The 23202-nt window shown below is 63.0% G+C and carries 19 protein-coding genes; 5 read left to right on the top strand and 14 right to left on the bottom strand.

Going from position 1 to position 23202, the window contains the following annotated elements; translation table 11 throughout:
* Positions 1 to 8: 8 nt before the first annotated feature.
* From CEW83_RS05440 to CEW83_RS05420, 5 genes are all read right to left on the bottom strand, one after another.
* Positions 9 to 1352 (bottom strand): TRAP transporter large permease, encoded by a 1344-nt coding sequence (locus CEW83_RS05440; RefSeq protein ID WP_108948429.1) that lies wholly within the window; start codon positions 1350 to 1352, stop codon positions 9 to 11.
* Complete coding sequence (locus tag CEW83_RS05435; RefSeq protein ID WP_108948428.1) at positions 1349 to 1891, bottom strand: TRAP transporter small permease; 543 nt, start codon at positions 1889 to 1891, stop codon at positions 1349 to 1351. The genes CEW83_RS05440 and CEW83_RS05435 overlap by 4 nt, the downstream gene beginning before the upstream one ends.
* A 78-nt stretch (positions 1892 to 1969) precedes the next feature.
* Positions 1970 to 3019, bottom strand: a complete 1050-nt coding sequence (gene dctP / locus CEW83_RS05430; protein WP_108948427.1) for a TRAP transporter substrate-binding protein DctP — start codon at positions 3017 to 3019, stop codon at positions 1970 to 1972.
* Between the two features lie 48 nt (positions 3020 to 3067).
* Positions 3068 to 4231: a M20 aminoacylase family protein gene (locus tag CEW83_RS05425; protein WP_108948426.1), complete on the bottom strand. Its 1164-nt coding sequence runs from the start codon at positions 4229 to 4231 to the stop codon at positions 3068 to 3070.
* A gap of 22 nt (positions 4232 to 4253) precedes the next feature.
* Entirely contained in the window at positions 4254 to 5030 is a 777-nt protein-coding gene (locus CEW83_RS05420; RefSeq protein WP_108948425.1) for an Asp/Glu racemase, read from the bottom strand.
* A gap of 247 nt (positions 5031 to 5277) precedes the next feature.
* On the opposite strand from CEW83_RS05420, the gene CEW83_RS05415 reads away from it, so the two are divergent.
* The gene (locus CEW83_RS05415) at positions 5278 to 5784 is read left to right on the top strand and encodes an Lrp/AsnC family transcriptional regulator (protein WP_108948424.1); all 507 of its coding nucleotides are present in this window, start codon (positions 5278 to 5280) and stop codon (positions 5782 to 5784) included.
* A 44-nt stretch (positions 5785 to 5828) separates the two neighbouring features.
* On the opposite strand, the gene CEW83_RS05410 is transcribed toward CEW83_RS05415, so the two are convergent.
* On the bottom strand, positions 5829 to 7019 hold the full coding sequence (locus CEW83_RS05410) for a diaminopropionate ammonia-lyase (RefSeq protein WP_108948423.1): 1191 nt from the start codon (positions 7017 to 7019) through the stop codon (positions 5829 to 5831).
* Between the two features lie 487 nt (positions 7020 to 7506).
* Between CEW83_RS05410 and CEW83_RS05405 the strand changes: the two genes are divergently transcribed.
* Positions 7507 to 7872 carry a hypothetical protein gene (locus CEW83_RS05405; RefSeq protein ID WP_108948422.1) on the top strand — a complete coding sequence of 122 codons (366 nt, stop codon included), beginning with the start codon at positions 7507 to 7509 and terminating at the stop codon, positions 7870 to 7872.
* A 162-nt stretch (positions 7873 to 8034) separates the two neighbouring features.
* Complete coding sequence (locus CEW83_RS05400) at positions 8035 to 8895, top strand: MBL fold metallo-hydrolase (RefSeq protein ID WP_108948421.1); 861 nt, start codon at positions 8035 to 8037, stop codon at positions 8893 to 8895.
* Positions 8896 to 8963: 68 nt separating this feature from the next.
* Here the strand turns inward: CEW83_RS05400 and CEW83_RS05395 are convergent, their stop codons facing one another.
* The 5 genes from CEW83_RS05395 to prfB form a co-directional block, all read right to left on the bottom strand.
* Complete coding sequence (locus CEW83_RS05395; RefSeq protein WP_108951224.1) at positions 8964 to 10553, bottom strand: HD domain-containing phosphohydrolase; 1590 nt, start codon at positions 10551 to 10553, stop codon at positions 8964 to 8966.
* Positions 10554 to 10754: 201 nt separating this feature from the next.
* Positions 10755 to 13544 carry an ATP-binding protein gene (locus CEW83_RS05390; RefSeq protein WP_108948420.1) on the bottom strand — a complete coding sequence of 930 codons (2790 nt, stop codon included), beginning with the start codon at positions 13542 to 13544 and terminating at the stop codon, positions 10755 to 10757.
* Between the two features lie 5 nt (positions 13545 to 13549).
* Positions 13550 to 14263: a hypothetical protein gene (locus CEW83_RS05385; RefSeq protein WP_108948419.1), complete on the bottom strand. Its 714-nt coding sequence runs from the start codon at positions 14261 to 14263 to the stop codon at positions 13550 to 13552.
* Positions 14263 to 15564 carry a hypothetical protein gene (locus CEW83_RS05380; protein WP_108948418.1) on the bottom strand — a complete coding sequence of 434 codons (1302 nt, stop codon included), beginning with the start codon at positions 15562 to 15564 and terminating at the stop codon, positions 14263 to 14265. Before CEW83_RS05380 ends, CEW83_RS05385 begins: the two co-directional genes overlap by 1 nt.
* Before the next feature lie 51 nt (positions 15565 to 15615).
* Positions 15616 to 16720, bottom strand: a protein-coding gene (gene prfB / locus CEW83_RS05375) for a peptide chain release factor 2 (RefSeq protein WP_108948417.1) whose coding sequence is annotated in 2 segments (ribosomal slippage) — positions 15616 to 16638 and positions 16640 to 16720 — 1104 coding nt in all. Because the reading frame shifts where the segments join, the coding sequence is not laid out codon by codon here.
* A gap of 402 nt (positions 16721 to 17122) precedes the next feature.
* Here prfB and CEW83_RS05365 point away from each other — a divergent pair.
* Entirely contained in the window at positions 17123 to 17527 is a 405-nt protein-coding gene (locus tag CEW83_RS05365) for a DUF2721 domain-containing protein (protein ID WP_108948415.1), read from the top strand.
* Between the two features lie 27 nt (positions 17528 to 17554).
* Here CEW83_RS05365 and CEW83_RS05360 read toward each other — a convergent pair whose 3' ends face one another.
* From CEW83_RS05360 to CEW83_RS05350, 3 genes are read right to left on the bottom strand one after another with little or no spacing between them, the layout of a single operon-like run.
* On the bottom strand, positions 17555 to 17983 hold the full coding sequence (locus CEW83_RS05360) for an HIT family protein (RefSeq protein ID WP_108948414.1): 429 nt from the start codon (positions 17981 to 17983) through the stop codon (positions 17555 to 17557).
* A 54-nt stretch (positions 17984 to 18037) separates the two neighbouring features.
* Positions 18038 to 19729: a single-stranded-DNA-specific exonuclease RecJ gene (recJ, locus tag CEW83_RS05355; RefSeq protein WP_108948413.1), complete on the bottom strand. Its 1692-nt coding sequence runs from the start codon at positions 19727 to 19729 to the stop codon at positions 18038 to 18040.
* Positions 19726 to 20796 (bottom strand): hypothetical protein, encoded by a 1071-nt coding sequence (locus CEW83_RS05350; protein WP_108948412.1) that lies wholly within the window; start codon positions 20794 to 20796, stop codon positions 19726 to 19728. Before CEW83_RS05350 ends, recJ begins: the two co-directional genes overlap by 4 nt.
* Before the next feature lie 235 nt (positions 20797 to 21031).
* Between CEW83_RS05350 and CEW83_RS05345 the strand changes: the two genes are divergently transcribed.
* Positions 21032 to 23170 (top strand): YgiQ family radical SAM protein, encoded by a 2139-nt coding sequence (locus CEW83_RS05345; protein ID WP_234419059.1) that lies wholly within the window; start codon positions 21032 to 21034, stop codon positions 23168 to 23170.
* The last annotated feature ends 32 nt before the right edge of the window (positions 23171 to 23202 follow it).

Here is a 23202-nt window from a genome sequence, read left to right as displayed (position 1 = left end):
GGTGGCGATCACTTGAATGCCAGGTCGCGCAAGAGCAGCGCGATGCCGGGGAAATAGATCAGGAGTGCGGTCATCAGGGTGAGGATCAGGATGAACGGCAGGGTGCCCCTGATCACTTCCAGGTATGGCCGGTTGAAGATGGCGATGGCGGTGAAGATGTCGCAGCCGAAAGGCGGCGTGGCGGAACCGACGGCCATCTGCAGCGTGATCATGACGCCGACCAGGATCGGGTCCAGGCCGACTGCGGCAACTGCCGGCATGAAGATCGGTGTCAGGATCAGCAGCACGACCAGCGAGTCGACGAACATGCAGCCGACGAAGAAGGTCACGGCGATGATGAAGAGCAGGTACTCGGGCGACGCACTGGACAGGTCAAGCGGTTCGAGCAGGGCCTGTGGAATCTGCTCGAAGGAGATGTACCAGGAAAAGGCCTGTCCGATGCCGACCAGCACAAAGACGACAGCGGTGATCAGTCCGGTGCTCAGGGCCGAATCAAGGACATCGCGCAGCCCCAGTTCGCGGTAGATGACGCACTCGACCACAATGGCATAGAGCACCGAGAACGAAGCGGCTTCGGTTGGCGTGACGATGCCGGAATAGATGCCGCCAACGATCAGCACCGGGAAACCCAGCGGCCACAGGGCCTTCTTGAGCGCCTGGAGCTTCTGCGCCATGGTGGTCTTTTCAACCACGGCAACAAGGTCGCCCTGGCGCACGCTGTAGATGTAGCAGTACGCCGAGAACAGGAGCGCGAGCACGATGCCGGGCCCGATGCCGGCGATGAACAGCTCGCCGACGCTGGCGTTGGCCAGCGTGCCATACAGGATCAGACCGATACTCGGCGGGATGAGGAAGGCAATATCGCTGGCGTTGATGATCAGCGCCATCACGAAGCTGTCCTTGTACCCGGCCTTGAGCAGTTTCGGGCGCATGATCTGGCCCACCGACACCACCGTGGCCTGGGTCGATCCGGAGACCGAGCCGAACAGCGTACACGCCAGACAGGTCGTAATCGGCAGTCCGCCGCGCATGTGGCCGACGAACGCTTCAATGAGCCCGAGCAGGTTCTGCGACGTATGCCCTCGGGTCATGATGTCGGCCGCCAGAATGAACATGGGTACGGCAATCAGCGCGTTGGGCGAGATGCCCGTGACCATCTGCTGGATGACGACGCCGGTGTCGACGTCCGAAAAGTGGATCATCCCGATGAGCGCTCCGACAGCCAGGGGCACGACCATGGGAAAGCTCAGGAACAGCAGTACAACCATCACCGCAATCAGCGTGAACGTGATCACGTAGACGTCGGGGTCGCCGGCAATGATGTCGGAGAAGAACTGCATCAGGCCGCTCATATCGAGTCTCCGAGTCCGGTGGTCGCGCCTTCGATGACGTCGTGGGAGAGATGGATTTCGCGGTGCAGCAGGTTCATCACGAAGCTGATCAGGTACTGCAGGCCGGCCATCGCGAGACCGATCGGAATGATCGAATAGATGATGTACACCGGGAACTCAAGCGCCGGACTCAGGCGATTGATGTCCTTGAGTTCCTGGACGTAGAAGAAGGCTTTGTAGGCAAGGTAGAACAACAGCATGGCCGTCGTGATCGAAATGGCCGTGGTGATGACTTTTCGCGAACGATGGCCGAGCGAGTCATAGACTGCGGTCATGCGGATGTTCCGTCCCTTTCTGACTGCATAGGCAAAGCCGATGAAGGTGACGGAGACGATCAGAAACTGGTTGAGCTCCTCGGAGAAGAAAATGCTCTTGCCGAAGAAGTAGCGGCCCATCGCATTGGCGGTTGAGTTCAGCATGATCAGCACGATCGAGAAGCACACGATGAACTCCTCGATTCGCTCGCTGATGCGACTCACTTTTCTTAGTACGTTTTTCATGATGTCTCCTCCTGCCAGCCACTGCCGCAGGGCAGTGGCTTCCGAGGTGAAAAATGTCGTGCGTGAGCGAGCAGGCGCTTACTTGGCGAGCTTGGCCGCGGCGGCCTTCACTTCCTGCTCGAGGCCGGAGATGATTGCCTCGGCGCCCTTGCGAGCGGCAGCCTTCTCGCCGTCCTTGTAGGCGTTTTCGACGATGTCGAAATAAGTAGCGTGCAGCTTGGTGCTCAGTTCCTTGAAGCGGGCGCGCTCGGCCTCGGTAAGGACCACCACCTGCATGTTGGGGCGATCCTTCATGATCTTGGCCATGTTCTCCTTGTTGATGCTCAGGTTGTAGTCATAGGCTGCCTTTTCGGCTTCCTTGACGGCCTTCATGACGATCGCCTGCTTCTCGGCGGACAGGCTCTTGAACCACTTGCTGTTCGACGACACGGTGCCGACATAGACCTGCTGGCCCGGGTACATCAGGTGGGTTTGCACCTCGTGCCACTTGGCGTTGTAGATGAAGTAGATCGGGTTGACCATGCCGTCGATGGTCTTGAGCTGCAGCGAGCCGTATACCTCGCCCCAGGACAGCGGGGTCGGGGTCGCACCGAAGGTCCGGTAGGTTTCGACCGGGATGGTCGACGTGAAGGTGCGGATCTTGTGGTTGGCGAAGTCTTCCGGCGAGCGGATCGGCTTGTTCGCACCCCAGACTTCCTCGCCCTCGGAGAACATCGTCAGCAGCTTGAGATTGACCTTCTCGAACTTGCCGGCCAGATCGCCGTAGATGGTCTTGCTGCTGGTCAGGACTTCGCGAACAACCGGTTCGTTGGTGCCGAGCAGGTAGGGCAGGCTGATGGCCTGCACCTCGGGTACGTAGGAGCCGAGGTGGCCCGTGCCGACCGACACGAATTGCACCGTGCCCTTGGAGGTGAGTTCGACGATGTCGTTCTCGGTGCCGAGCTGACCGTAGTAATAGATCCGTACCTTGATGTCACCGCCGGATTCCTTCTTGACCACTTCGGCAAATTTCTGCGCGAAGATGTCCTGCACATCGTTCTTGTCCTCTTCCGAGGCGAACTTCCAGGTTTCAGCGTGGGCGCCGAAGGCGATGCCGAGCGTCAATACGGCTGCGAGTACTTTTTTCATCTGCTTATCTCCTGCTTGGGTGGTGTGAGTGGGTGGTGGGAGGGGGGGTTAGCGCAACTGCTCGCGTACCAGCTGAATCCAGTAACGCGCGCCGCTTTCCAGAATGCCGTCGTTGAAGTCGTAGTTCGGGTTGTGCAGCGCACAGCCGCCGACAGACTCGGTTCCGTTGCCAAGCAAGGCATAGCAGCCCGGCTTGACGCGCAACATGCTGGAAAAGTCTTCCGAAATCGTGAATGGATCGCAGCTGTCGTTGACCATGTCGTTGCCGAGCGCAGCGCGTGCTGCACTGACCGCGTGCTGCGTTTCCGCAGCGCTGTTCACCGTCGGGTAGAAGGTGTTGATGAACTCGAAGCGGTAACGTGCGCCGGCTGCCTGACAGATGCCGGCCACGACGGCTTCCATGCGCTGCTCGATCTTTGCCAGCGTGGCCTCGGTGAAGCAGCGGCAGTCGCCCTTGATGGTGACTTCCGACGGAATGACGTTGACCGTGCCGTTGGTGATGAACTCGGTGGCCGAGATCACCGCCGTCTCGTGAATGGCGCTCAGACTGCGCGAGACGACGGTTTGCAGCCCGACGACCACCTGCGCACCAACCACGAGCGGATCGACACCGGTGTGCGGCATGGCGGCGTGACCGCCGGTGCCGCCGATGACGATCTCGAAACTGCTTTCGCTGGCCATCAGCGAACCCGGGCGCACCGTGAAGCTGCCCGCGGGCAAACCGGGCAGGTTGTGCAGGCCATAGACCGCATCCATCGGGAAGCGCTCGAACAGCCCCGCGTCGATCATGGCCTGGGCGCCCTTGCCATGTTCTTCGTCCGGCTGAAAGATGAAATACACCGTGCCGTTGAAGTCGCGGCTCTGCGCAAGCTCGGCGGCCGCACCCATCAGCATGGTGGAGTGGCCGTCATGACCACAGGCGTGCATGCGGCCTTCGTGTTGCGAGCGGTGCGCAAATGAGTTCTTTTCGTGGATGTGCAATGCATCCATGTCGGCTCGCAGGCCGATGGCGCCAGCACCATCACCCGCACGAAGCACGCCGACCAGGCCGGTGTGGCCGATGTTGCGCACCACCTCGATGCCGAAACTCTCGAGCCTGGCTGCGATGAAGTCCGAGGTCTGTTCAACGTCGAAACCGCACTCGGGGAAACGGTGCAGATGGCGACGCCATTCGGTCATGTCGGCAAGAAGGGCCGGGCTCAATCGTGACATGTCAGAGTCTCAGCTGTTGGGGTCAGGGACGATGGATCTTGCCGCCGACGTGTTGCATCAGGCGGCCAAATCCGGCTACCGGGGCGGGGTAGTTCGCCAGTTGGAGGCTGTGCCAGGCGAGGGCCTGGTTGCTGCTTACGACGGGCTTGTTCAGTTCGCGTTCGATTCGCTCAATGACCGCGGCTGCACGCAGTGCGGTGCATGACACGAAAAGCAGGTCTGCGGCCGGGTCGCACGTGGCGAGCGCTGCGTCGACGATGTCGTCGGGGTCGATGAACGTCATCGCCGTGTCGTCTTCAAAGCCAAAGCCGGCGATGTTCAAAACCTCGTAACCCTGGTTTTCGAACAGGCGTGCCACTTCCGCATTCACCGTTCCAGTATAGGGGGTGAGAATTGAAATGCGCCGGGCGCCAAGCGTGTCGAAGGCCGACAGGGCCGCGCTGACCGGATTGCTCACCGGCACGCCGGGACGGCTCTGGCGCACGAGTTCGCTGACTCGGTCAATGCCGATCGCCACCGTGCCTGACGTACACGCATAGATCACGGCATCGAGCGGCGTGCCGGGCAGGATCGTGTCGGCGGCGGCACTGATGCCGGGTGCCATCGAGCGCAGGTTCTCGATCGTCAGCGGATTGGTGTTGCGCACCCGGCTGGTGAAAATCTCGACGTCGCGCGGCAGGATGCGGCGAAGATCCTGTTCGATGTTGAAATCGGTCGCCAGAGAGATCACGCCGATCCGCCCACCGGGCGCCAGGTGCTGGAGCGGTTTGCTGTGTAATACGGAATCAATACGTGTCATTGCGCAAGCTCATCCACGGAAAGTCAGTCGTTCAAACGGCCGGGGGGCCAAATGCAGAAGTTCTGCAGTCAGGTGTACGCTACGCTTCACACAGGACGCATTTCGTCGATATCGACCTTGGTTTTGCAGGATTTCCGCAGATTTATAGGTCGTCACGTTGGTGGAATGACTAAATAACCGGTGTGGTGCATGAAAAAGTCATTATCACTATATCGGTGCATTCACCGCATACAGGGAGTTCAATGCCATGGCCCTTCCTCAGGCTGTAAATCTTGATGGTTTCGACCGTCGCATCCTGGAGATTGTCCAGGTCGCCAACCGCACCACGACAGAAGACATTGCCGAGCAGGTCGGGTTGTCGCCTGCGGCGGTTCAACGCCGGCTCAAGCGGATGCGTGAGCAGCAGGTCATCCTGGCGGACGTCTCGGTGGTCAATCCAAAGGCGGTCGGGCGGGACATGACCTTCCTGGTGCAGGTCAGCCTCGAACGCGAGCGGGCCGATCTGATTGATACTTTCAAGGAAGGGATGCGGAACAACCCGGCCGTTCAGCAGTGCTACTACGTGACCGGCAACTCGGATTTCATTCTGGTCGTAACCGCTGCGGACATGAACGATTACGAGCGTTTCACCCGGACCGCGTTCTTCGAGAACTCGAACGTGCGCAGTTTCCAGACCAACGTCGTGATGTCGTCGGTAAAGGTGAGTTTGTGCCTGCCGGTGGGGGGCGGCACGGCTGATGCTGACAGTGTGTGAAATCAGGGTACCCGCGGCGCGGTGCCACGGGTACCCGGCGGGGCTCAGCCGACCAACGTGCGGTACAGTTCCGGATCGGTGGCGCCCTCGGTGCCAATCACCAGCACCCGGCTGTTCGCGTCCAGTCCCAGCGTCTTCGACAGCATCGGGTCCTGGGCCGCGATCACGGCGGCGGCGAGGCCCGGTACCGCAGACTCGCCCGCTTCGATCGCAGGATCCTGCTCGAACCCGTGGGCGAGCAGACGCATGGTGGCCGGCACCGCTTCTTCACTGATGGTCATAAAGTCATCGCCGCCGACCGAGAGGATCTTCCACGCCAGGGCAGAGACTTCACCGCAGGCGAGGCCCGCCATCAGTGTTTCCAGACCGCCGTCGACTGCGACCGGCTTGCCTGCTTTGGCGCTCTGTTGCAGGCAGTTGGCCTTCTCGGGCTCCACGATCACCAGGCGCGGGCGGCGTGTGCCCCACAGGTCCCAGAAATAGCCGCCGACCGCCGAGGCGAGGCCACCGACGCCGCCTTGCACGAATACATGGGTCGGGATCGCGCCGTCGAGTTGTGTGACGAGTTCGTCGAGCATCACGGTGTAGCCCAGTGCGACGTCCTTGGGAATCTCCATGTAGCCTTCGTAGCTGGTGTCCGACACGATGATGCGGCCATTGGCCTTGGCGTCGGCATCGGCCTGGCGCACGGACTCGTCGTAGTTTCCGGCGATACGGATCACCTTGGCGCCGAACGCTTCCATGGCTTGCTTGCGTCCCTCGGAAACATCCCGGTGAATGTAGATGACGCAACCGCAGCCGAACATCTGTGCCCCCCAGGCCACCGAGCGGCCGTGGTTGCCATCGGTTGCACAACTCACCACCAGTCCGGCCACATCGTCCTTGAACTCACCTGCCAGCAGACCGGCAATCGACGGACGTCGGCCGGTGCGCTCTTTGATCGCCTGCTGCAGCTGTTTGGTGACCGCGTAGGCGCCACCGAGGGCCTTGAAGCTCTTCAGACCGAAACGCTGCGATTCATCCTTGTAGTAGATTGTCCCAAGGCCTGCAGCTTTCGCCATCGACGTGAGGGTGTACAGCGGCGTCGTCGCGTAGCCCGGCCAGGTGCGAATCTCCCGGATTGCCTCGCCGGCCTTGGCAAGGCTCAGGATGTCCTTCAACGCTTCAGGATACGATTGATCGGCGTTCGCGGCGGGGTTGGCAAAATGAGTCAGGTGTCCTTCGATGTTGAGCATGGCTGTAAGCGTCCTTGAGTTATCCCATAAAAGATGACCAGCCCGAGGTTTTCCTGAACGGCGCCGACCTTCCGCAAGGTGCTGCTGCCGCGCCCGTCACGCGCTCGAAAGCGACGTAACCGAAAACATGACCCGGCGGTCCGTCGACCGGGTGCTCACGCTGATCACAGTCGACGCCTCGCGCCAACCTCGGCAAGGCCCCCGCACTGCGTTGCACAGGGCCTGCTGCCGGATTAACAGTCTACGCATCGTGGATGCGGATTTGCCGCGCAATGGCTCTTGATAGCGCGGCGAAAAACTGAAATTTCCTCACACCACGATGAAGTTCTGCGCGAACAAGTGCGTTTGCACTGATCACCCGATGGTACGTGTCAAACCTATGGTGCATCGCGCGCATGGGGTCGTGAGGGAAGGGTTGCAGCGCCTGCGTCAGCACCCTGGCACGCTCAGGCGCCCACTGAGTCCTTCGCTGATCTGATGCGCAGCCATGGCAGACAAGCAGGCTGTCACCGTCGTACTCAGTTCCGAAAGCACGATGACCCAGGGAATGGCCATGGTGCTTGCCAATCAGATGCAGGAGCAGGGTGCGCAGGTTGACATCCTGCTGTGCGATCATGCGGGTGGCCTCGCGCTGAAAGGTGCAAGCGGCGAAGCGATGAAGCCCAACAACGTGAGTCCGGCACAGTTGCTGGACGGCGCACTGAAGAAGGGTGCAACTGCGTCGGTCTGTGCGCTCTACCTTCCGAATACCGGTAAGAAACACGACGACCTGAAGGACGGTATCAAGGCGGCCAAACCCGCGGAAATGGGGGCTGCACTGCTGGAGCCGAACCGCAGGGTGATCGGCTTCTGAAATCGGAGTCCTGGCCGTCAGTAATTTCGCTGTGGCCTCATGCGTAGTGACAGCGGACTGCTCATCGTTGCGCTTTCAGGTCCGGACCTGCGCTGTGCGGATTCGGGTATTTTAGATTGGTGTCAGCAGCCACCGGCTTCCAGATCGTTACGGTTATCCATCATGGCAAATGCACAGATAAAGTCTATCTTCGACCCCGGCACGTCTACGGTTACGCACATCGTGTCCGACCCGGCGACCTTGCGCGCAGCGATCATTGACAGCGTACTGGACTACGATCCAAAGTCTGGGCGCACCTCGCGCGCCTCTGCTGATGCAGTCATCGCCTATGTCCGACAGGCCGGGCTGACGGTCGACTGGCAGCTCGAAACCCATGCGCACGCCGACCATCTGTCGGCGGCACCTTATCTCAAGCAGCAAGTGGGCGGAAAGATTGGCATTGGCGCTCACATCCGCGAGGTTCAAGGCGTATTCAAGGGCATCTTCAACGCCAAGGACATGAACACGCAAGGCGACGACTTCGATCACCTGTTCGAGGACGCCGAGCGTTTCAGCATCGGTGAACTTGAGGTCGTGGTCATGCACACGCCGGGTCATACGCCTGCGTGCCTTACTTACATCATCGGTCAGGATGCCTTCGTAGGCGACACCTTGTTCATGCCCGATTACGGCACCGCACGCTGCGATTTTCCGGGTGGCGACGCGACCGCGCTCTTTCGCTCGATCCGCAAGCTGCTGTCGCTGCCGCCGGAAACCCGGCTGCATCTGTGTCACGACTATCCGCCAGATGGCCGCGAGCCGGCATGGGAGACAACCGTGGGTGAACAGCGTGCCAGCAACATCCACGTGCATGACGGTATCACCGAAGCCGGATTCGTCGAGATGCGCACCGCGCGCGACAAAACACTGGCAATGCCCACGCTGATCTTGCCTGCCATCCAGATCAATGTGCGCGCAGGCAAGATGCCGCAAGCCGAAGACAACGGCGTACGATATCTCAAGATTCCGCTTGATCTCATCTGAACTCCTAGAATGCCCGTTGTTGTTTCCAACGGTCAAGAAGTAGTCCAAAGGGGGCAGAGCGTGCTGTGTCAGTCTTCGATTCGGAAGGCTTGCTGCTGAAAGATTCGCAGGCAAGCATCCACGACCTCGGCATCCAGGGTGATACCGCGTTGCGTAGTGATCTCAGTCAGTGCCGCTTCTATCCCGAGTGCGGCCCTGTAAGGCCTGTGTGAGGCCATGGCCTCGACAACATCGGCTACGGCAAGAATTTTGGACTCTAGTAACAAGTCGGCCCCCTTCAGCCCTCTGGGATAACCCGAGCCGTCGATGCGCTCGTGATGTTGAAGGATGATCTCCGCGATTGGCCAGGGAAAGTTCACGCTTTTCATGATATTGAAACCAAATTGCGCATGCTCCTTGATCAAGCGGAACTCCAAATCGGTTAATTTCCGAGGCTTGGATAGGATCTCTGAAGGAATGCCGATCTTTCCCATGTCGTGAATAGAGGCCGCCAGATGAAGGCCATGCACACGATCTTCGGATAGTCCCAGTTCGGCGCCTATCCTTGAACAGATCTGCGCAACGCGCCTTTGGTGACCTGCCGTATATGAATCTCGCTGTTCGGTGGTGTCGGCGATGACCTGAATCGTCTGTTCCAGGCTTTCTCTCAGGTTCACCTGATACGCGACGTTCGCAACCGCAGTGCGCAGAGCGGAGATGCCGAATTCGAGGTCGCTGGCAATTTCCCGCAACAACCTGATTTCGGGAGGCGACCAGACGTCGCAGTTCGAACCGTAGAGAGTCAAACAGGCCGTCGAATCATCGGGAAGCTTGAACGGTATTGCGATCAGCGAACGATAGCCTCTTTTTATCGCCTCAAGGCGCCATGGAATTGCCGATGCATCTGCGGAGATGTCATCGATAGCTTGCACCTCGCCAGTGCGGATCGCACGCCCAGCGGGACCATCTCCGCTGGGCGAGTCTGCCCAATCTGTATCGACGATATCCAGGTACCCGTCCACTCGTCCGAAAGAGGAGACAATGCTGACTTTTTTCTCAGGGCCATTTTCTCCCAATCCTACCCATGCCATCAGGTAGCAGCCCGTCTCCACCGCGATACGGCAATACTCTTGCAGCAGAATCGATTCTGACTTTGAGGTCAGCAAGGCGATATTGCTTTCACTGAGCATCTTCAGAGCACGGGTGGCTGCCTTCAGCGCAATTTCCGCAACATGCCGCTTGGTGTTGTCACGTATGTTGCACTGTATGACGTCAATCCCTTCGCAGTCATAGAGATTGCTGACAAACTCAACGTGGTACTTGGCACCATTTTTGGCGACCAAGGGCAGGTCGTCGTATCTAATGTAATGCTCCGTCTGGAGTTCCGCGAAAGCCTCCATGTTCAGAGCGGTGTCTTTGAAAGCGCCAAGCTCCCAGATCTTCTTGCCCATCAATTCGTTGAACGAGTAGCCAAGCAGGTCGATCAGGAACGGGTTCGCGTCTTCAATTTCAGCTGTCTTGGCGTTGATCAACAAGACACCGTCCTGCGCCGATTCAAACAAGCGTCGATATCTTGCCTCCGAACGCCGCAAGGCCTTGTCAGCAGTCAGCAACGTAGCATCATTGGCTGGGGCGGCAATCAGGCTCGACAGTCCGGCAGGCGCCGACGGTCTTTTCATGGTATCTGGGCTCCGTTCCAAGCTAACCCACTTTACGCCGAATCCAGTCAAGAGGTAACAAAGCTGCATCGACTCACAAGGCAGGTTTGAACAAGAGCTTGTCGATTCAACCCGGTGAAGGATCAAAGGGGTCAGAGTCGTTTGATTTGACCGATCAAACGACTCTGACCCCTTTGGTTCTGACCCCTTTGGTTCTTTGGTTTACAGTTCGCGCGTCAGTACGCCGATCGGCGGTGCCCATTCTTCTGCAGGGGGTTTTTTCCGCGTGACCAGCGTCAGTTGCGCGGGCGCGAACACGTTTGCGTTGTGCGTTACCGGCGTCGTGATGAGGTATTGCGCGCGGGTGGCGCGCAGGAAGGTGCCGACGCGGTCGATGTTGGCGACGTCGAGGTGGGCGAAGGGTTCGTCGATGAAGACGAAGCCGCCGGGGCGGGCGTCGTCCATCAGCAGGGCGATGAGCAGGATGAGGGATTTCATGACCTGCTGGCCGCCCGAGGCTTCGCCGTCATTGAGGCCGACTGCGCCCTTGCGGTCGAAGTCGAAGCGCACTTCGAGGCCGGCGGCGCCAAGCGAGACGTCGTCGTTCTCAAGGTGCGGGGTGGGGCAGTCGACGCTGACGTTGGAGAGGTCACCGAGCGACTTCAGGTTCTTGCCGTACTGGCGCACGGTGGCGCGCAGCTTGGCGATGTAGGCGGCGCGGGCTTCGTCGGTGTGGCGGCTGGCGGTGGCGCAGTAGGCCTGACGGTCGCCGTAGTCGCGTTCGCGGGTGCGCAGGTCGGCGGTGATGCGGTCGCGCAGGGTGAGCACCGAGATGTCGGTGATCCAGTCACCTTCGTCGAGGTGACGGTGCAGGCGCTCGAGTTGCAGGCGGGCGCCGCGGGCGTCGCCGTATTTGTCGGCGAGCAGCGCGATGTCGGCGTGGTCCATCCAGTGCGCGGGCATGCCGCGACGGCGGCGACGCAGCTTCATGATGCGCTGGGCCTGGGCGTGACGACGCGGGGCGTGTTCGCGCGCAATGTCTGCCAGACGCAGGTCGACGGCTTTTTGTTCGCGGTTGCGGCGGTCGAGTTCGATCTCGATGCCGCGCAGCTTCTCGGCCACTTCGTCGAGTGCGCCGCGGGTGTCGGCACGTTCTGCGATGGCTTCGGTGAGGGCCTTGGTGGCGGCGGGCAGTTCGGCTTCCGCGCTGGCGTATTTCTCGGTGTTGGCCGCGAGCAGCTGGGCGGATTGCAGGCCGAGCAGGCGCTGGCGGATGCCGGTGAGCTTGTCGCTGGCCGCGTCGAGCCTGGGCCGGATGGCCTGCAGCTGCTTGTCGAGCTGGGCGATTTCGTCTTCGAGGTCGTCGATGCGCGACTGGCGGGCGAGTTCGCCGAAGTGGAAGTCGTGCGGGCGCCCAAGGTGCCGCGCACCGCGGCGTTCGCGGTGGTAGGCATCGCGCGTGATCCATTCCTGCTCGCGCGGCAGGTCGCGGGCGGATTCCGCGTCCTCGACGCGGCGGATGCGGTTGAGCAGGTCGGTGAGCCAGCGCGGCACCTGTGCGCTGAAGTTGACCACTTCGGCCAGGCTCATCGGGCGCGGCGGTGGTGCGGTTTCGCGCTCGGGCACGACGAAGTGGCGGAAGCGCTCGCGCTCACCGAGTGCCCATGCGGCGTAGCGGTCGGATTCTCGCTCGAGCAGGATCACGTGGCGGTAGGGGCGAAGGATGGCTTCGATGGCGACCTGCCACGCGGGATCGGTGACTTCGACGACTTCGGCCAGCCCTTGGTGGGCAATGCCTTCGGCCGACAGGGTGGCGCGAAAGCGGCTGACCTCGACGTCGCCCGGCGGGCCACTGCGGCTGCGGGCAGCGCGCAGATGTTCGGTTCTTTCCTCGAAGGCGGCGAGCAGTTCGCGCTCCTTGCGGCGCAGAGCGAGCAGGGTGGCGTCGGCGGCTTCGTGTTCTTTCTCCAGCGCAACGGCGTCGGCGCCGTGCTCGGTGGCAAGCTGCGTGCGCAGGGCGTCGCGCTCGGCCAGTGTTTTCTCGAGGTCGCGCACGCGGTCGTGAGCGGACAGGTGGCGCTGTTCGGCGTCCTTGTCGTGCTGCTTGAGGCGGTTGCGTTCAGCGGCTGCGGCCTGCTGTTCGGTCTGGATGTCTGCGACACGGGTACGTGCATCGCGCTGCTCGGCGAGCTTGCTGGCGCGCTCGCGGTTGAGGCGCAGCAGTTCGTCGCGCTCGGTAGCAATCTCGCGGGTGAGCTCCGCGCATTCGAGGCGCGGCACGATCTCGGCTTCGAGGGCGTGGATCTCATCGCTGAGCTGCTTCCACTCCAGAAAGCGATCGGCCTCGAGGCGCTTGGTTTCGGCCTGGGCGCGCAGACGGTCGAGGTCGATACCGAGCGATTCGATTTCGCGTTCGGCGTTCTTCTGTTCCTCGCGGGCAGCGGCGTAGTTGTCGAGCACTTCCTTGTCGCCGAAGACATCGAAAACGAGTTCGAGCAGGGCCTTGGGCGAGTACTCGCACAGCTTGTCGGTGTCGCCCTGTTCGAGCGACAGCACCTTGGCGATGGCGGGGGTCAGTCCGCCCCAGGCGAGCCGGGTCTGGTAGTCGCGCAGGCCGGTCCAGTCGCTCGAGGTTTCGAGTTCTTCGATGGACAGGTTGCCGTCGATGATGGCGTAGTCGCGCGTCCATTCGCCCCCGCTCTTGCGGATGCGACAGGCGAGCGTGACTTCGTCGGCGAGACACGGGAAGAAGGGGCGGCGCCCGTTGGTGCCGGGCACGTTGGCGACCACGGCGCGAATCCACGCAAAGCTGCGCTCGGCGCGGCGCACATAGCGGCGGAAGTCGCGCTTGCCCGAGCAACGCAGCGCGAACAGCGTGCGCATGGCGTCGAGCAGGGTGGTCTTGCCCGAGCCGTTGGGGCCGACGATGGTGATGATCTGGGCGTCCAGCGGCAGGCTGAAGCGGCGCCAGTAGTCCCAGTGGACGAGTTCGAGCGTCTTGATGTGGAACATCGTGATCAGTCTTCCGTGTCTTCGTCGGGCAGGTCGTCGTCGGGGAGCACGTCGGCGATGTCGAGCGCGTTCGCGTTGGGTACTTCGTGGCCGGCTTCGGCCAGCACGTCGGCCAGGGTGCCGTGGATGATGCGGTCCGCGAGCAGGCGGTAATCGAGGGCGACGTCGAGCAGCGGGCCTTCGAGGATCTGGCCGTTGCGGCGTTCGATGAAGCCGAGGCGGGCGAGCTTGCCGAGGGCGAAGTTGCGCACCTTGGTCTTGCCACCGAGGCGGGCGCCGAAGTCCGCGATCAGCGAGGCCTCGGACAGGCCGGCGGATACGGAGTCGCCATGCGGCACCGGCTTGTCGCCGCCAAACATGTCGCTCTGGCCGTCGTCGATGACGTCGCGCCGGGTGACCTGACGCTCGCGCTTGGGCAGCACGATGAGCGACCAGATGATGACCAGCAGGGCGATCTCGTCGCGGGTGAGGCCGAGGTTGCTGGCGGCGTATTCGCGGGTGGCACCGAACACCGGTTCGTGCATGTCGGCATTGAGACCCACCGCGACATGCGCCGCGTAAGGGTTGTCGAGCAGACGCAGGCCGACGGCGGCAAGCCGACGGTCGAGATCGAGGCGAAAGGTTTCGTCCACCAGCGCGCGGCGCACCAGACGGTCGGTTCGCGGCAGCCAGCGATGGTTGAGCAGGCGCGCGGTGAGGGTTTGCAGTTCGTGTTCCATCATGTCTCCGTGGCGGAGGGGGCGTCCGCGGGGCGGGCGCTGCCTTGAGCGGGGCGGATCTCGCCTGCGGTCATGCGTGCAATTTCGTCCTCGTCGACATCCACCAGCTGGTCGGTGAATTCGATCTGCAGCGGCAGGCGCATGAACTGACTGACGGGGCCGTCCGCCGGGCCGCCCTCGCCGCCATCTGCGAGGAGTGCAAGCAGCGACAGGCGGTAACTTGCCGCAGCGAATCCGCCGCCGCTCACCATGGTGTGCAGGGGCGCCGGCTGCTGCAGTTGTTCGAGGCGATGGCCGAAGTGTTCGAGCAGGCGCAGGTCTTCGTGTTCGGGTGCGATCGAGGTCGGTGCGTCGTGCGCCGCGGGCAGTTCGGCCGTGGCGGCTTTCTCGTGCGCGTCGGCACCCAGCGCGGCTTCGGCACGATCCAGCAGTTCGTGGCCGCCGGCGAGGAAGGCGGGCGCGGGTGCAGCTTCGAGCGCACCGAGGATCAGGTCGGCCAGGCGCGCCGAATCCTGATGGCGCAGCCAGGCCGAGACGTCGGACGAGGAAATGCCCGAGCCGCCGAGGGTGACGCGCTGGGTCTCGATCTTGTTGAGCGCGCGCTGGAAAGCGGCGTCCACCCGGGCGAGACGGGATTGCGCCAGACCGATGCGCTGGGCGACGCGGGCAATCTCGAAATCGACTTCGGGGTCGGTGAGCAGCTCACGCAGGATGCCGGTGCCGCGGTCGAGCCAGCGGCCGTTGGCCTTGAGCCGGCTGCGGGCGGTGACGATGCGGAATTCCGAGCCCGAGGCGATGGCCTCCTCGAAGTGCCAGGTGAGGTCGTTGAGTTTTGACAACAGGTGGCTGAGGGCGTCGGGCGTGATGCTGCCGGTGGCGCTGAGGCCGGCGAGCTGCGCGGTGAGAAAACCGAGCTCGGCGTCTTCCTCGGCGCTGAAACGCAGCAGCATCGACAGCGCGGCAACCGCGTTGCGGCCCATGTCCGACAGGTGATAGAGGCCGTCGTCTGCGAATGCGAGCAGGTCGTGCTCGCGCAGGCGCTTGAGCACGGTTTCGAGCTTGACCGGGTCGAGGTAGGAGAACCGCCGGCGCAAGGTGTCGGGCGACCAGCGCGGGGCGTCGGCTTCCTGTCCGATCTCGCGCAGCACCAGCAGGCGCAGCAACACCTCGGCATCCGAGCCGCGAAACAGCGAGATGAAGGTGCCGACAATCCCGCGTGCGGCCAGCAGCGGCGCGAGTTCGGGTACGTCATCTGTGGTGACGCCTGCGGCGAGGAAGTCGGAGAGGTCGGGATCGATCATAGGGAGGCACTGCACAGGCCGGTCATGATGACCGGCCTGTCCGGCGTGGGCTTAGACGCCCTGCTTGAGGCTGGCGGCGATGAAGTCGTCGAGGTCGCCATCGAGGACGGCCTGGGTGTTGCCGACTTCGTAGTTGGTGCGCAGATCCTTGATGCGCGACTGGTCGAGCACGTAGGAGCGGATCTGGTGTCCCCAGCCGATGTCGCTCTTGGAGTCTTCCAGCTTCTGCTGTTCGGACTGGCGCTTGCGCAACTCCAGTTCGTACAGACGCGCTTTCAGCATCGACATGGCTTCGGCACGGTTCTTGTGCTGCGAGCGGTCGTTCTGGCACTGCACAACGGTACCGGTCGGTTCGTGCGTGATGCGCACGGCGGAGTCGGTCTTGTTGATGTGCTGACCACCGGCACCCGAGGCGCGGTAGGTGTCGACGCGCAGGTCGGCGGGGTTGATTTCGATCTCGATCGAATCATCCACTTCCGGGAACACGAACACCGAGGTGAAGCTGGTGTGGCGCCGCGCGTTGGAGTCAAACGGGCTCTTGCGCACGAGGCGGTGGATGCCGGTTTCGGTGCGCAGAAAGCCGTAGGCGTAGTCGCCGCTGACCTTGATCGTGCAGTTCTTGATACCCGCGACTTCGCCTTCGGTTTCTTCCATCAGTTCGACGGTGAAGCCTTTCTTTTCGGCGTAGCGCAGGTACATGCGTTCGAGCATCCCGGCCCAGTCCTGGGCTTCGGTACCGCCGGCGCCGGCCTGGATCTCGATGAAGCAGGCGTTCGGGTCCATCGGGTTGCTGAACATGCGGCGGAATTCGAGCTTGTTGACCGAGGCTTCGAGGTCGCCGAGGTCTTCTTCGACGGCGACGAAGGTCTCGTCGTCATCTTCAGCTTCGGCGAGTTCGAACAGGTCCTTCAGATCCTTCGACTGCTGGTCGATGTTCTGCAGGGTGACGACGATGTCCTCAAGCTGGCGCTTTTCCTTGCCAAGCTCCTGCGCACGTTCGGCCTTGTCCCAGACGGTGGGGTCTTCCAGCGCGAGGTTAACTTCTTCGAGCTTCGATGCTTTCACATCGTAGTCAAAGATACCTCCGGAGTTCGCGACCGCGGGCTGCGAGGTCGGCGAGTTTTTCGGCGATGGCGTTCTGGCGTTCTGCTTCCATTTACAGCTCCGGGGGACAATGCGGAAAACCGGGCATTATACCGGGGAAGGGCGTGGATTCGGGCAGAAGATGGGGGGGTGAGCTGTAGGCTGGGTTGGGCTTGGCGCTGGGGTCCGGTGCTGGGGCCTCGGGGCGTCACCGCGCGGGGCAGACGTTCGCGGCCTTCGGCTTCCCATTGCCAGCGGCACTGCGGCGGCGTCGGCGCAAACTCGGTCGCTGCGCGCCCTCAGACATGCGCCGCCGTGTTTCCGCCGCAGCACCGCTGGCAATGGCGCTCTCGACAGCCCCGCGCAGTGACACCCCGAGGCCCTTGGTACGACGGTTGCCGCTTCTCTGAATGAGGCGTGACTGCAGGTGGAAGAGGTAGACTGTGGCCTCAATGTCCCGCATCGGCCCCAAGTAATGGATCTCACCACGCCCGCCCTGCTGTTTCCCGCCATTTCGCTGCTGTTGCTGGCGTATACCAACCGCTTTCTGAGTCTGGCGCAGGTGATCCGGCAGTTGCATGCCTCGCCTGATCCGAGCAGCCCGGTGGTGATGATGCAGATTCCGGGGCTGAAGCGGCGCATCACGATGATTCAGTACATGCAGTCCTTCGGGGTGCTCAGTTTTCTGATGTGCGCGCTGTCGATGCTGGCGCTGTTCGTGCACAGCGAGGCGGCGGGAAAGCTGATGTTCGGCGTCAGCATCGTCACCCTGGCGGTATCGCTGGTGCTGTCGCTGGTGGAGGTGCTCGTTTCCACCAACGCGCTGTCGGTGGTGGTGGATGACATTCAGCGCATGGCCGACAAGATCCCGAAGTCTTGATCCGGGGTGTGCGGCCGGGCCGCGTGCTCAGGCAGACTTCGCGAGTTCGGCGATGATGCGCTCGGCCAGTGCGGCAAGCTCGGCCGGCTCAGCCTTTTCGCGGCCGTGCGACTTCAGGCGCTGGTCGGGAAAGCGCGGAATGATGTGAAAGTGAACATGCGGCACGGTCTGGCCGGCAGCCGCACCGTTGAACTGCGACAGCAGCAGGCCGGGCGCGCCAGTCACCGTCTGCACCGCACGCGCCAGCTTGCGCGTCGTGAGCATGGTGGCCTCGAGCGAGGCGTCGCTCATTTCGGTGATGAACTCCGCCGGCTCCTTGGGCAACACCAGTGTGTGGCCTTCCGACTGCGGCATGATGTCGAGGAAGGCGAGCGTATGCTCGTCTTCGTAAAGCCGTTGGCAGGGCAGCTCTCCGCGCAGAATGCGGGCAAAAACGTTGTTGTTGTCGTAGGCCATGGTCTGGTCTCCGGGATGTCAGGTCGTCGGGGGAATTGCTGCCTTGTTTTTGCGTCAGGCAGCTTCGAAGTGTTCCAGCATCAACTGCACGCTGGATACGCCATTGTATTCATTGATCGCCAGTTTGAATGCAGCGCGGATATCGCCAGGCGCGCCGTCGGCATGATTGAACTGGATCGCGTCATACCGTGTGCCGCCGCGCGACAGTTCGAGCTTGAGATGTTTGTCCTTCAGCAGGCGCTGACGCTCGACGCGGAAAACGTCGTCGAAGACCGGTGCCGGGAAACCCTGGCCCCAGATCTCCTGATCGAGCATGCGGGCTGATTCCAGACTCATGTATCCGGACTCGAGCGCACCGTCGGTTTCGATGCGGCGCTGCAGGTCGGCCGGATCGACGAGGCCGCTGACCACCTCCTCAAAGACGTCGCGAAAACGATCGAGCGCGGACTCGTTGATGGTGAGACCGGCCGCCATCGCATGGCCGCCAAAGCGCACGATGAGGTCCGGCTCGCGCTTGGTGACGAGGTCGAGTGCATCACGCAGATGCAGGCCGGGAATCGAGCGGCCCGAGCCCTTGAGCTCGCCGTCGCTGCTGCGGGCGAAGGCAATCGTGGGGCGGTGCAGCCTTTCCTTGATGCGGCCGGCAACGATGCCGACCACGCCCTGGTGCCAGTCGGGCTCGAACAGCGCAATGCTGGCGTTGTTGCCGGCATCGAAGCCTTCGAGGCGGAGCAGGGCCTCTTCCTGCATGCCGGCTTCGATCGAACGTCGTTCGCGGTTCAGGCGGTCGAGTTCCTGGGCCATGTTCATTGCGCGGCCGGGGTCGTCGGTGATCAGGCATTCGATGCCGAGACTCATGTCGGACAGACGGCCGGCAGCGTTGAGCCGGGGGCCGAGGGCGAAGCCCATGTCGAAGGCACTGGCGCGCGAGGGATCGCGGCTGGCGATCGCGAACAATGCGCGCACGCCCGGCTGCATGCGGCCCGCGCGCATGCGCTGCAGGCCCTGCGAAACCAGGATGCGGTTGTTGTGATCGAGCTTGACCACGTCGGCCACGGTACCGAGCGCGACGAGGTCGAGCAGATCGGCCAGGTTGGGTTCCTTGCTGCCCTGAAAGGCGCCGCGCTCGCGCAGCTCGGCGCGCAGCGCAAGCATGGTGTAGAACATCACGCCGACGCCGGCCAGCGCCTTGCTGGGGAAGTCGCAGCCGGGCTGGTTCGGATTCACGATCACGTCCGCCTCGGGCAGTGTCTCGCCCGGCAGGTGGTGGTCGGTGATCACGGTGGCCATGCCGTGCGCGCGCGCGGCGGCGACCCCTTCGACGCTGGCGATGCCGTTATCGACGGTGATCAGCACATCGGGTTCGAGCCGCGCGGCGATCTCCACCATGGCCGGGGTCAGGCCGTAGCCGAGGGTGACGCGGTCGGGCACGAGGTAATGCACGTCGGCACCAAAGGCACGCAGCGCCCGCACGCCCACCGCGCAGGCGGTTGCGCCGTCGCAGTCGTAGTCGGCGACAATCACCATGCGCGCGCCGGCCTCGATTGCGTCGGCGAGCAGTTGCGCCGCTTCACGGGTGCCGGTGAGCGCGTCCGGCGGCAGCATGGCGCGCAGCGAGGTGTCGAGCTCGCCCTTGTTGCGGATGCCGCGGCCGGCGTACAGGCGGGCAAGCAGGGGGTGGATGCCGGCATCGGCGAGTGCCGAAACGGTGCGCTGAGAAACTTCGCGGGTCTGGATACGGGTCATTGCGTGGGCTGATCGGGCGTGGGCTGCACCGCGGGTGGCGGCGCCATGGATTTCAGGAGCGCGTCGAGCGTGAGCGGTTTGCGCCAGAAGCGCCAGTGGTCGCGCGCGCCGGCGCGAAGCTGCAGCGTGGAGCGGTCGCCCGGCGCGCTGAGTGTCAGTTGTTGCAGCCGACCGCTGCGCAAAGCCTGGGCCAGCGGACCGAACCAGTCACGTTCGAGCGCGACGAGGCCGTTGCGCCACGTGTCGAGATCGAGCTGAAGCGAAGGCCGCAAGAGCGTGTCAAGCACCACCAGCGTGTCCTGCGCCAAAGCCTGAGCCGGGTCGGGGGCCGAACTCTGCGCACCGGCCGCGCGTGCAAGACCGATGCTCACCGGGTCGCTGGCCTGGACGGCTGCCATCGGTGTGCGTGGCGCCGTCTCTAATTGTCCCGCGCCCCAGAACCACAGGCTGTTCACCGGGCGTCGTCCGGCGGCTTCACGTGCCTGGCTGACGGGGTGGTTGTGCAGCACGATCTGAACTTCGTTCAGGGTTCGCTGCCACAGCCGGGCATCATCGCCTTCGGGCAGGAAGTGCTTGATCGGGCGTCCGACCACGTCGTGCAGTGGATAAAGCTTTGCGCGGGTGGGCTGCGCCAGACGCACATACCAGCGCGTCGGGGTGCTGGCTTCGAAGCGACCGATGTCGGCGAAGTTCTCGTTGAGCGCGGCAACCAGTTCGTCGGCTTCAGCGGCGCTGATGTCATCGGCGGGAAACTCGCCCAGCAGCAGATGTTCGCGGGCAAAGGACAGGTTGACCGGGTCGGCGCACAGCCACTCACCATCGCCGTCTTCGTCGATTGCGGGCATCGTCGCGGGTTCGCCGAGGCGGCGCAGGGTGCCCAGCGGCAAGGGATCGGTGTCGAGGCCGAACAGGCGTGCGATCTGGCGGTCGAAGGGTTCGAAGTCGGCAATCTGCCGCTGCCCGTATCCGAGCAACTGATGCAGGCCGGGCAGGGCAAGGTCTGCTGCGGGGCCGAGCAAGGTTGCGCTGGGCCACAGCAGGCCGGGGAGAACAAGGTGAATCTGCATGGATGTGCCACAGGATGGAGCCGGGCGAGTCTAGCATGTGCGGGCCGCTCGCTTGGCTGCGCGGCGTCCCGAATGGAGCCGAACCGGATGAAGGTCTGGCTTTGATTGGTAAAAAGGTGCAAGCAGGAACGATGGCCAAAGGCCAAGGACCGATACAATGGCGCCCATCATGAGTGCTTCCCCTTCGATTCTTCCGGTCTCGGCGTCCCGCCGCAAGCCGGCCCCGTTCCTGCCCATGTCCCGCGCCGAGATGAAACAGCTCGGCTGGGATGCGTGCGACGTCATCCTCGTTACGGGTGACGCCTATCTCGACCACCCCAGCTTCGGCATGGCTCTGGTGGGCCGGTTGCTGGAGGCCCACGGCTTTCGCGTTGGCATCATCAGCCAGCCGGACTGGCATTCGGCAGAGCCTTTCCGGGCACTGGGCAAACCACGGCTGTATTTCGGCATTACCGCTGGCAACATGGATTCGATGGTCAACCGCTATACGTCCGACCGCAAGATCCGCTCCGACGACGCCTATACGCCGAACGCCGAGCCCAACAAGCGGCCCGATCGTGCGGTCACCGTGTATGCGCAGCGTGCGCGTGAGGCCTTTCCGGGCGTGAACGTGGTGATCGGCAGCATCGAGGCATCGCTGCGGCGGATTGCGCACTACGACTACTGGTCGGACAAGGTGCGACGCTCGGTGCTGCCCGACTCGAAGGCCGACATCCTGCTGTTCGGCAATGCCGAGCGCGCGCTGGTGGCGCTGACGCAGCGGCTGGATGCCGGTGAGCCGATCGAGTCGATCCGCGACCTGCGCGGTACTGCCTTCATGGTCAAACCGGGCTCGCGCCCCGAAGGCTGGGAAGAGACCGCATCGACCGCGATTGACCGCCCCGGGCGCATCGACTCGCACCCCGACCCGTATTCGATGGAGCCCACCGCGGCCGCACCTGCGGCGGCAGCCGATGGCGCCCAACCAGTACGTATCGTGAGCCGCGAAGAGCGTGTGGCCAGCCGTCGTGCGCAGCGTGAGCACACCGTTGTGCGTCTGCCGTCCTATGAAGAAGTGAAGGACGACGCGGTACTTTATGCCCACGCCTCGCGGGTGTTTCACCTCGAGTCCAACCCGGGCAACGCCCGGGCGATGGTGCAGCTTCATGGCGAAGGCCCCGGCGCGCGCGATGTGTGGCTCAACCAGCCGCCGATTCCGCTGACCACGCCGGAGATGGATTTCGTCTACGGGCTGCCTTACGCCCGCCAGCCGCATCCGGCCTATGCCGGCGCGCGGATTCCGGCCTGGGACATGATCAAGTTTTCGATCAACATCATGCGCGGCTGCTTTGGCGGCTGTACCTTCTGCTCGATCACCGAGCACGAGGGACGCATCATCCAGAGCCGCTCCGAAGCTTCGATCCTGCGCGAGATCGAGGAGATCCGCGACAAGTCGCCCGACTTCAAGGGACATATCTCCGATCTCGGCGGGCCGACCGCGAACATGTACCGCATGGCGTGCAAGGATCCGGAGATAGAACGCTCGTGCCGTCGCCTGTCCTGCGTGTATCCGGGCATCTGCGAGAACCTTGGCACCGACCACGGGCCGCTGATCCAGCTCTACCGCAAGGCGCGCGCGATTCCCGGCGTGAAGCGGATCACCATCGGCTCCGGTTTGCGTTATGACCTGGCGGTGCGTTCGCCCGAGTATGTGAAGGAACTGGTGACGCACCATGTCAGCGGCCTGCTCAAGATCGCGCCCGAACACAGTGAGGATGGCCCGCTGTCGAAGATGATGAAGCCGGGCATGGGCGCCTACGAGGCCTTCCGTGAGCTGTTCGAGAAGTATTCGAAGGAAGCCGGCAAGAAGCAGCACCTGGTGCCGTACTTTATCGCCGCTCACCCGGGCACGACCGACGAGGACATGCTGAACCTTGCGCTGTGGCTCAAGGAGCGCGATTTCCGCCTCGATCAGGTGCAGACCTTCCTGCCCACGCCGATGGCGATCGCCACCGCGATGTACCACTCGCGCAAGAACCCGCTGAAGAAAGTCTCGGCCGATTCCGAAGTGGTGGAAACCGTGCGTACGGGCCGTATCCGCAAGCTGCACAAGGCCTTCCTGCGCTGGCACGACCCGGAGAACTGGCCGATCCTGCGCGAAGGCCTGATGCGCATGGGTCGCGCCGACCTGATCGGTTCCGGGCCCAGGTGCCTGGTGCCGCGCCATCAGCCCGCGGGCCCTGCGCCGGCAGGTCGTTCGGCGGCGCCGGTTGGCAGTCCTGCGCGCAAACCTGGTCCGGGTGCCGGGCGTCAGCCCGAGCGCACGGCCGGCGGAAAACGTCAGCCCTCACGCAAACCGGTTGCAGGCGGCAAGCGCGCGATGCGGGACAGGTGAGCCGTCCCGCTTTCTGAGCACAACAACAATTC

It is taken from the genome of Parazoarcus communis (genome assembly GCF_003111645.1).
In the GTDB taxonomy this organism is placed as follows: Bacteria; Pseudomonadota; Gammaproteobacteria; order Burkholderiales; family Rhodocyclaceae; genus Parazoarcus; species Parazoarcus communis_A.
The sequence above is the reverse complement of the archived record's forward strand: the minus strand, read 5'-3'. Positions and strand labels throughout refer to the sequence as shown.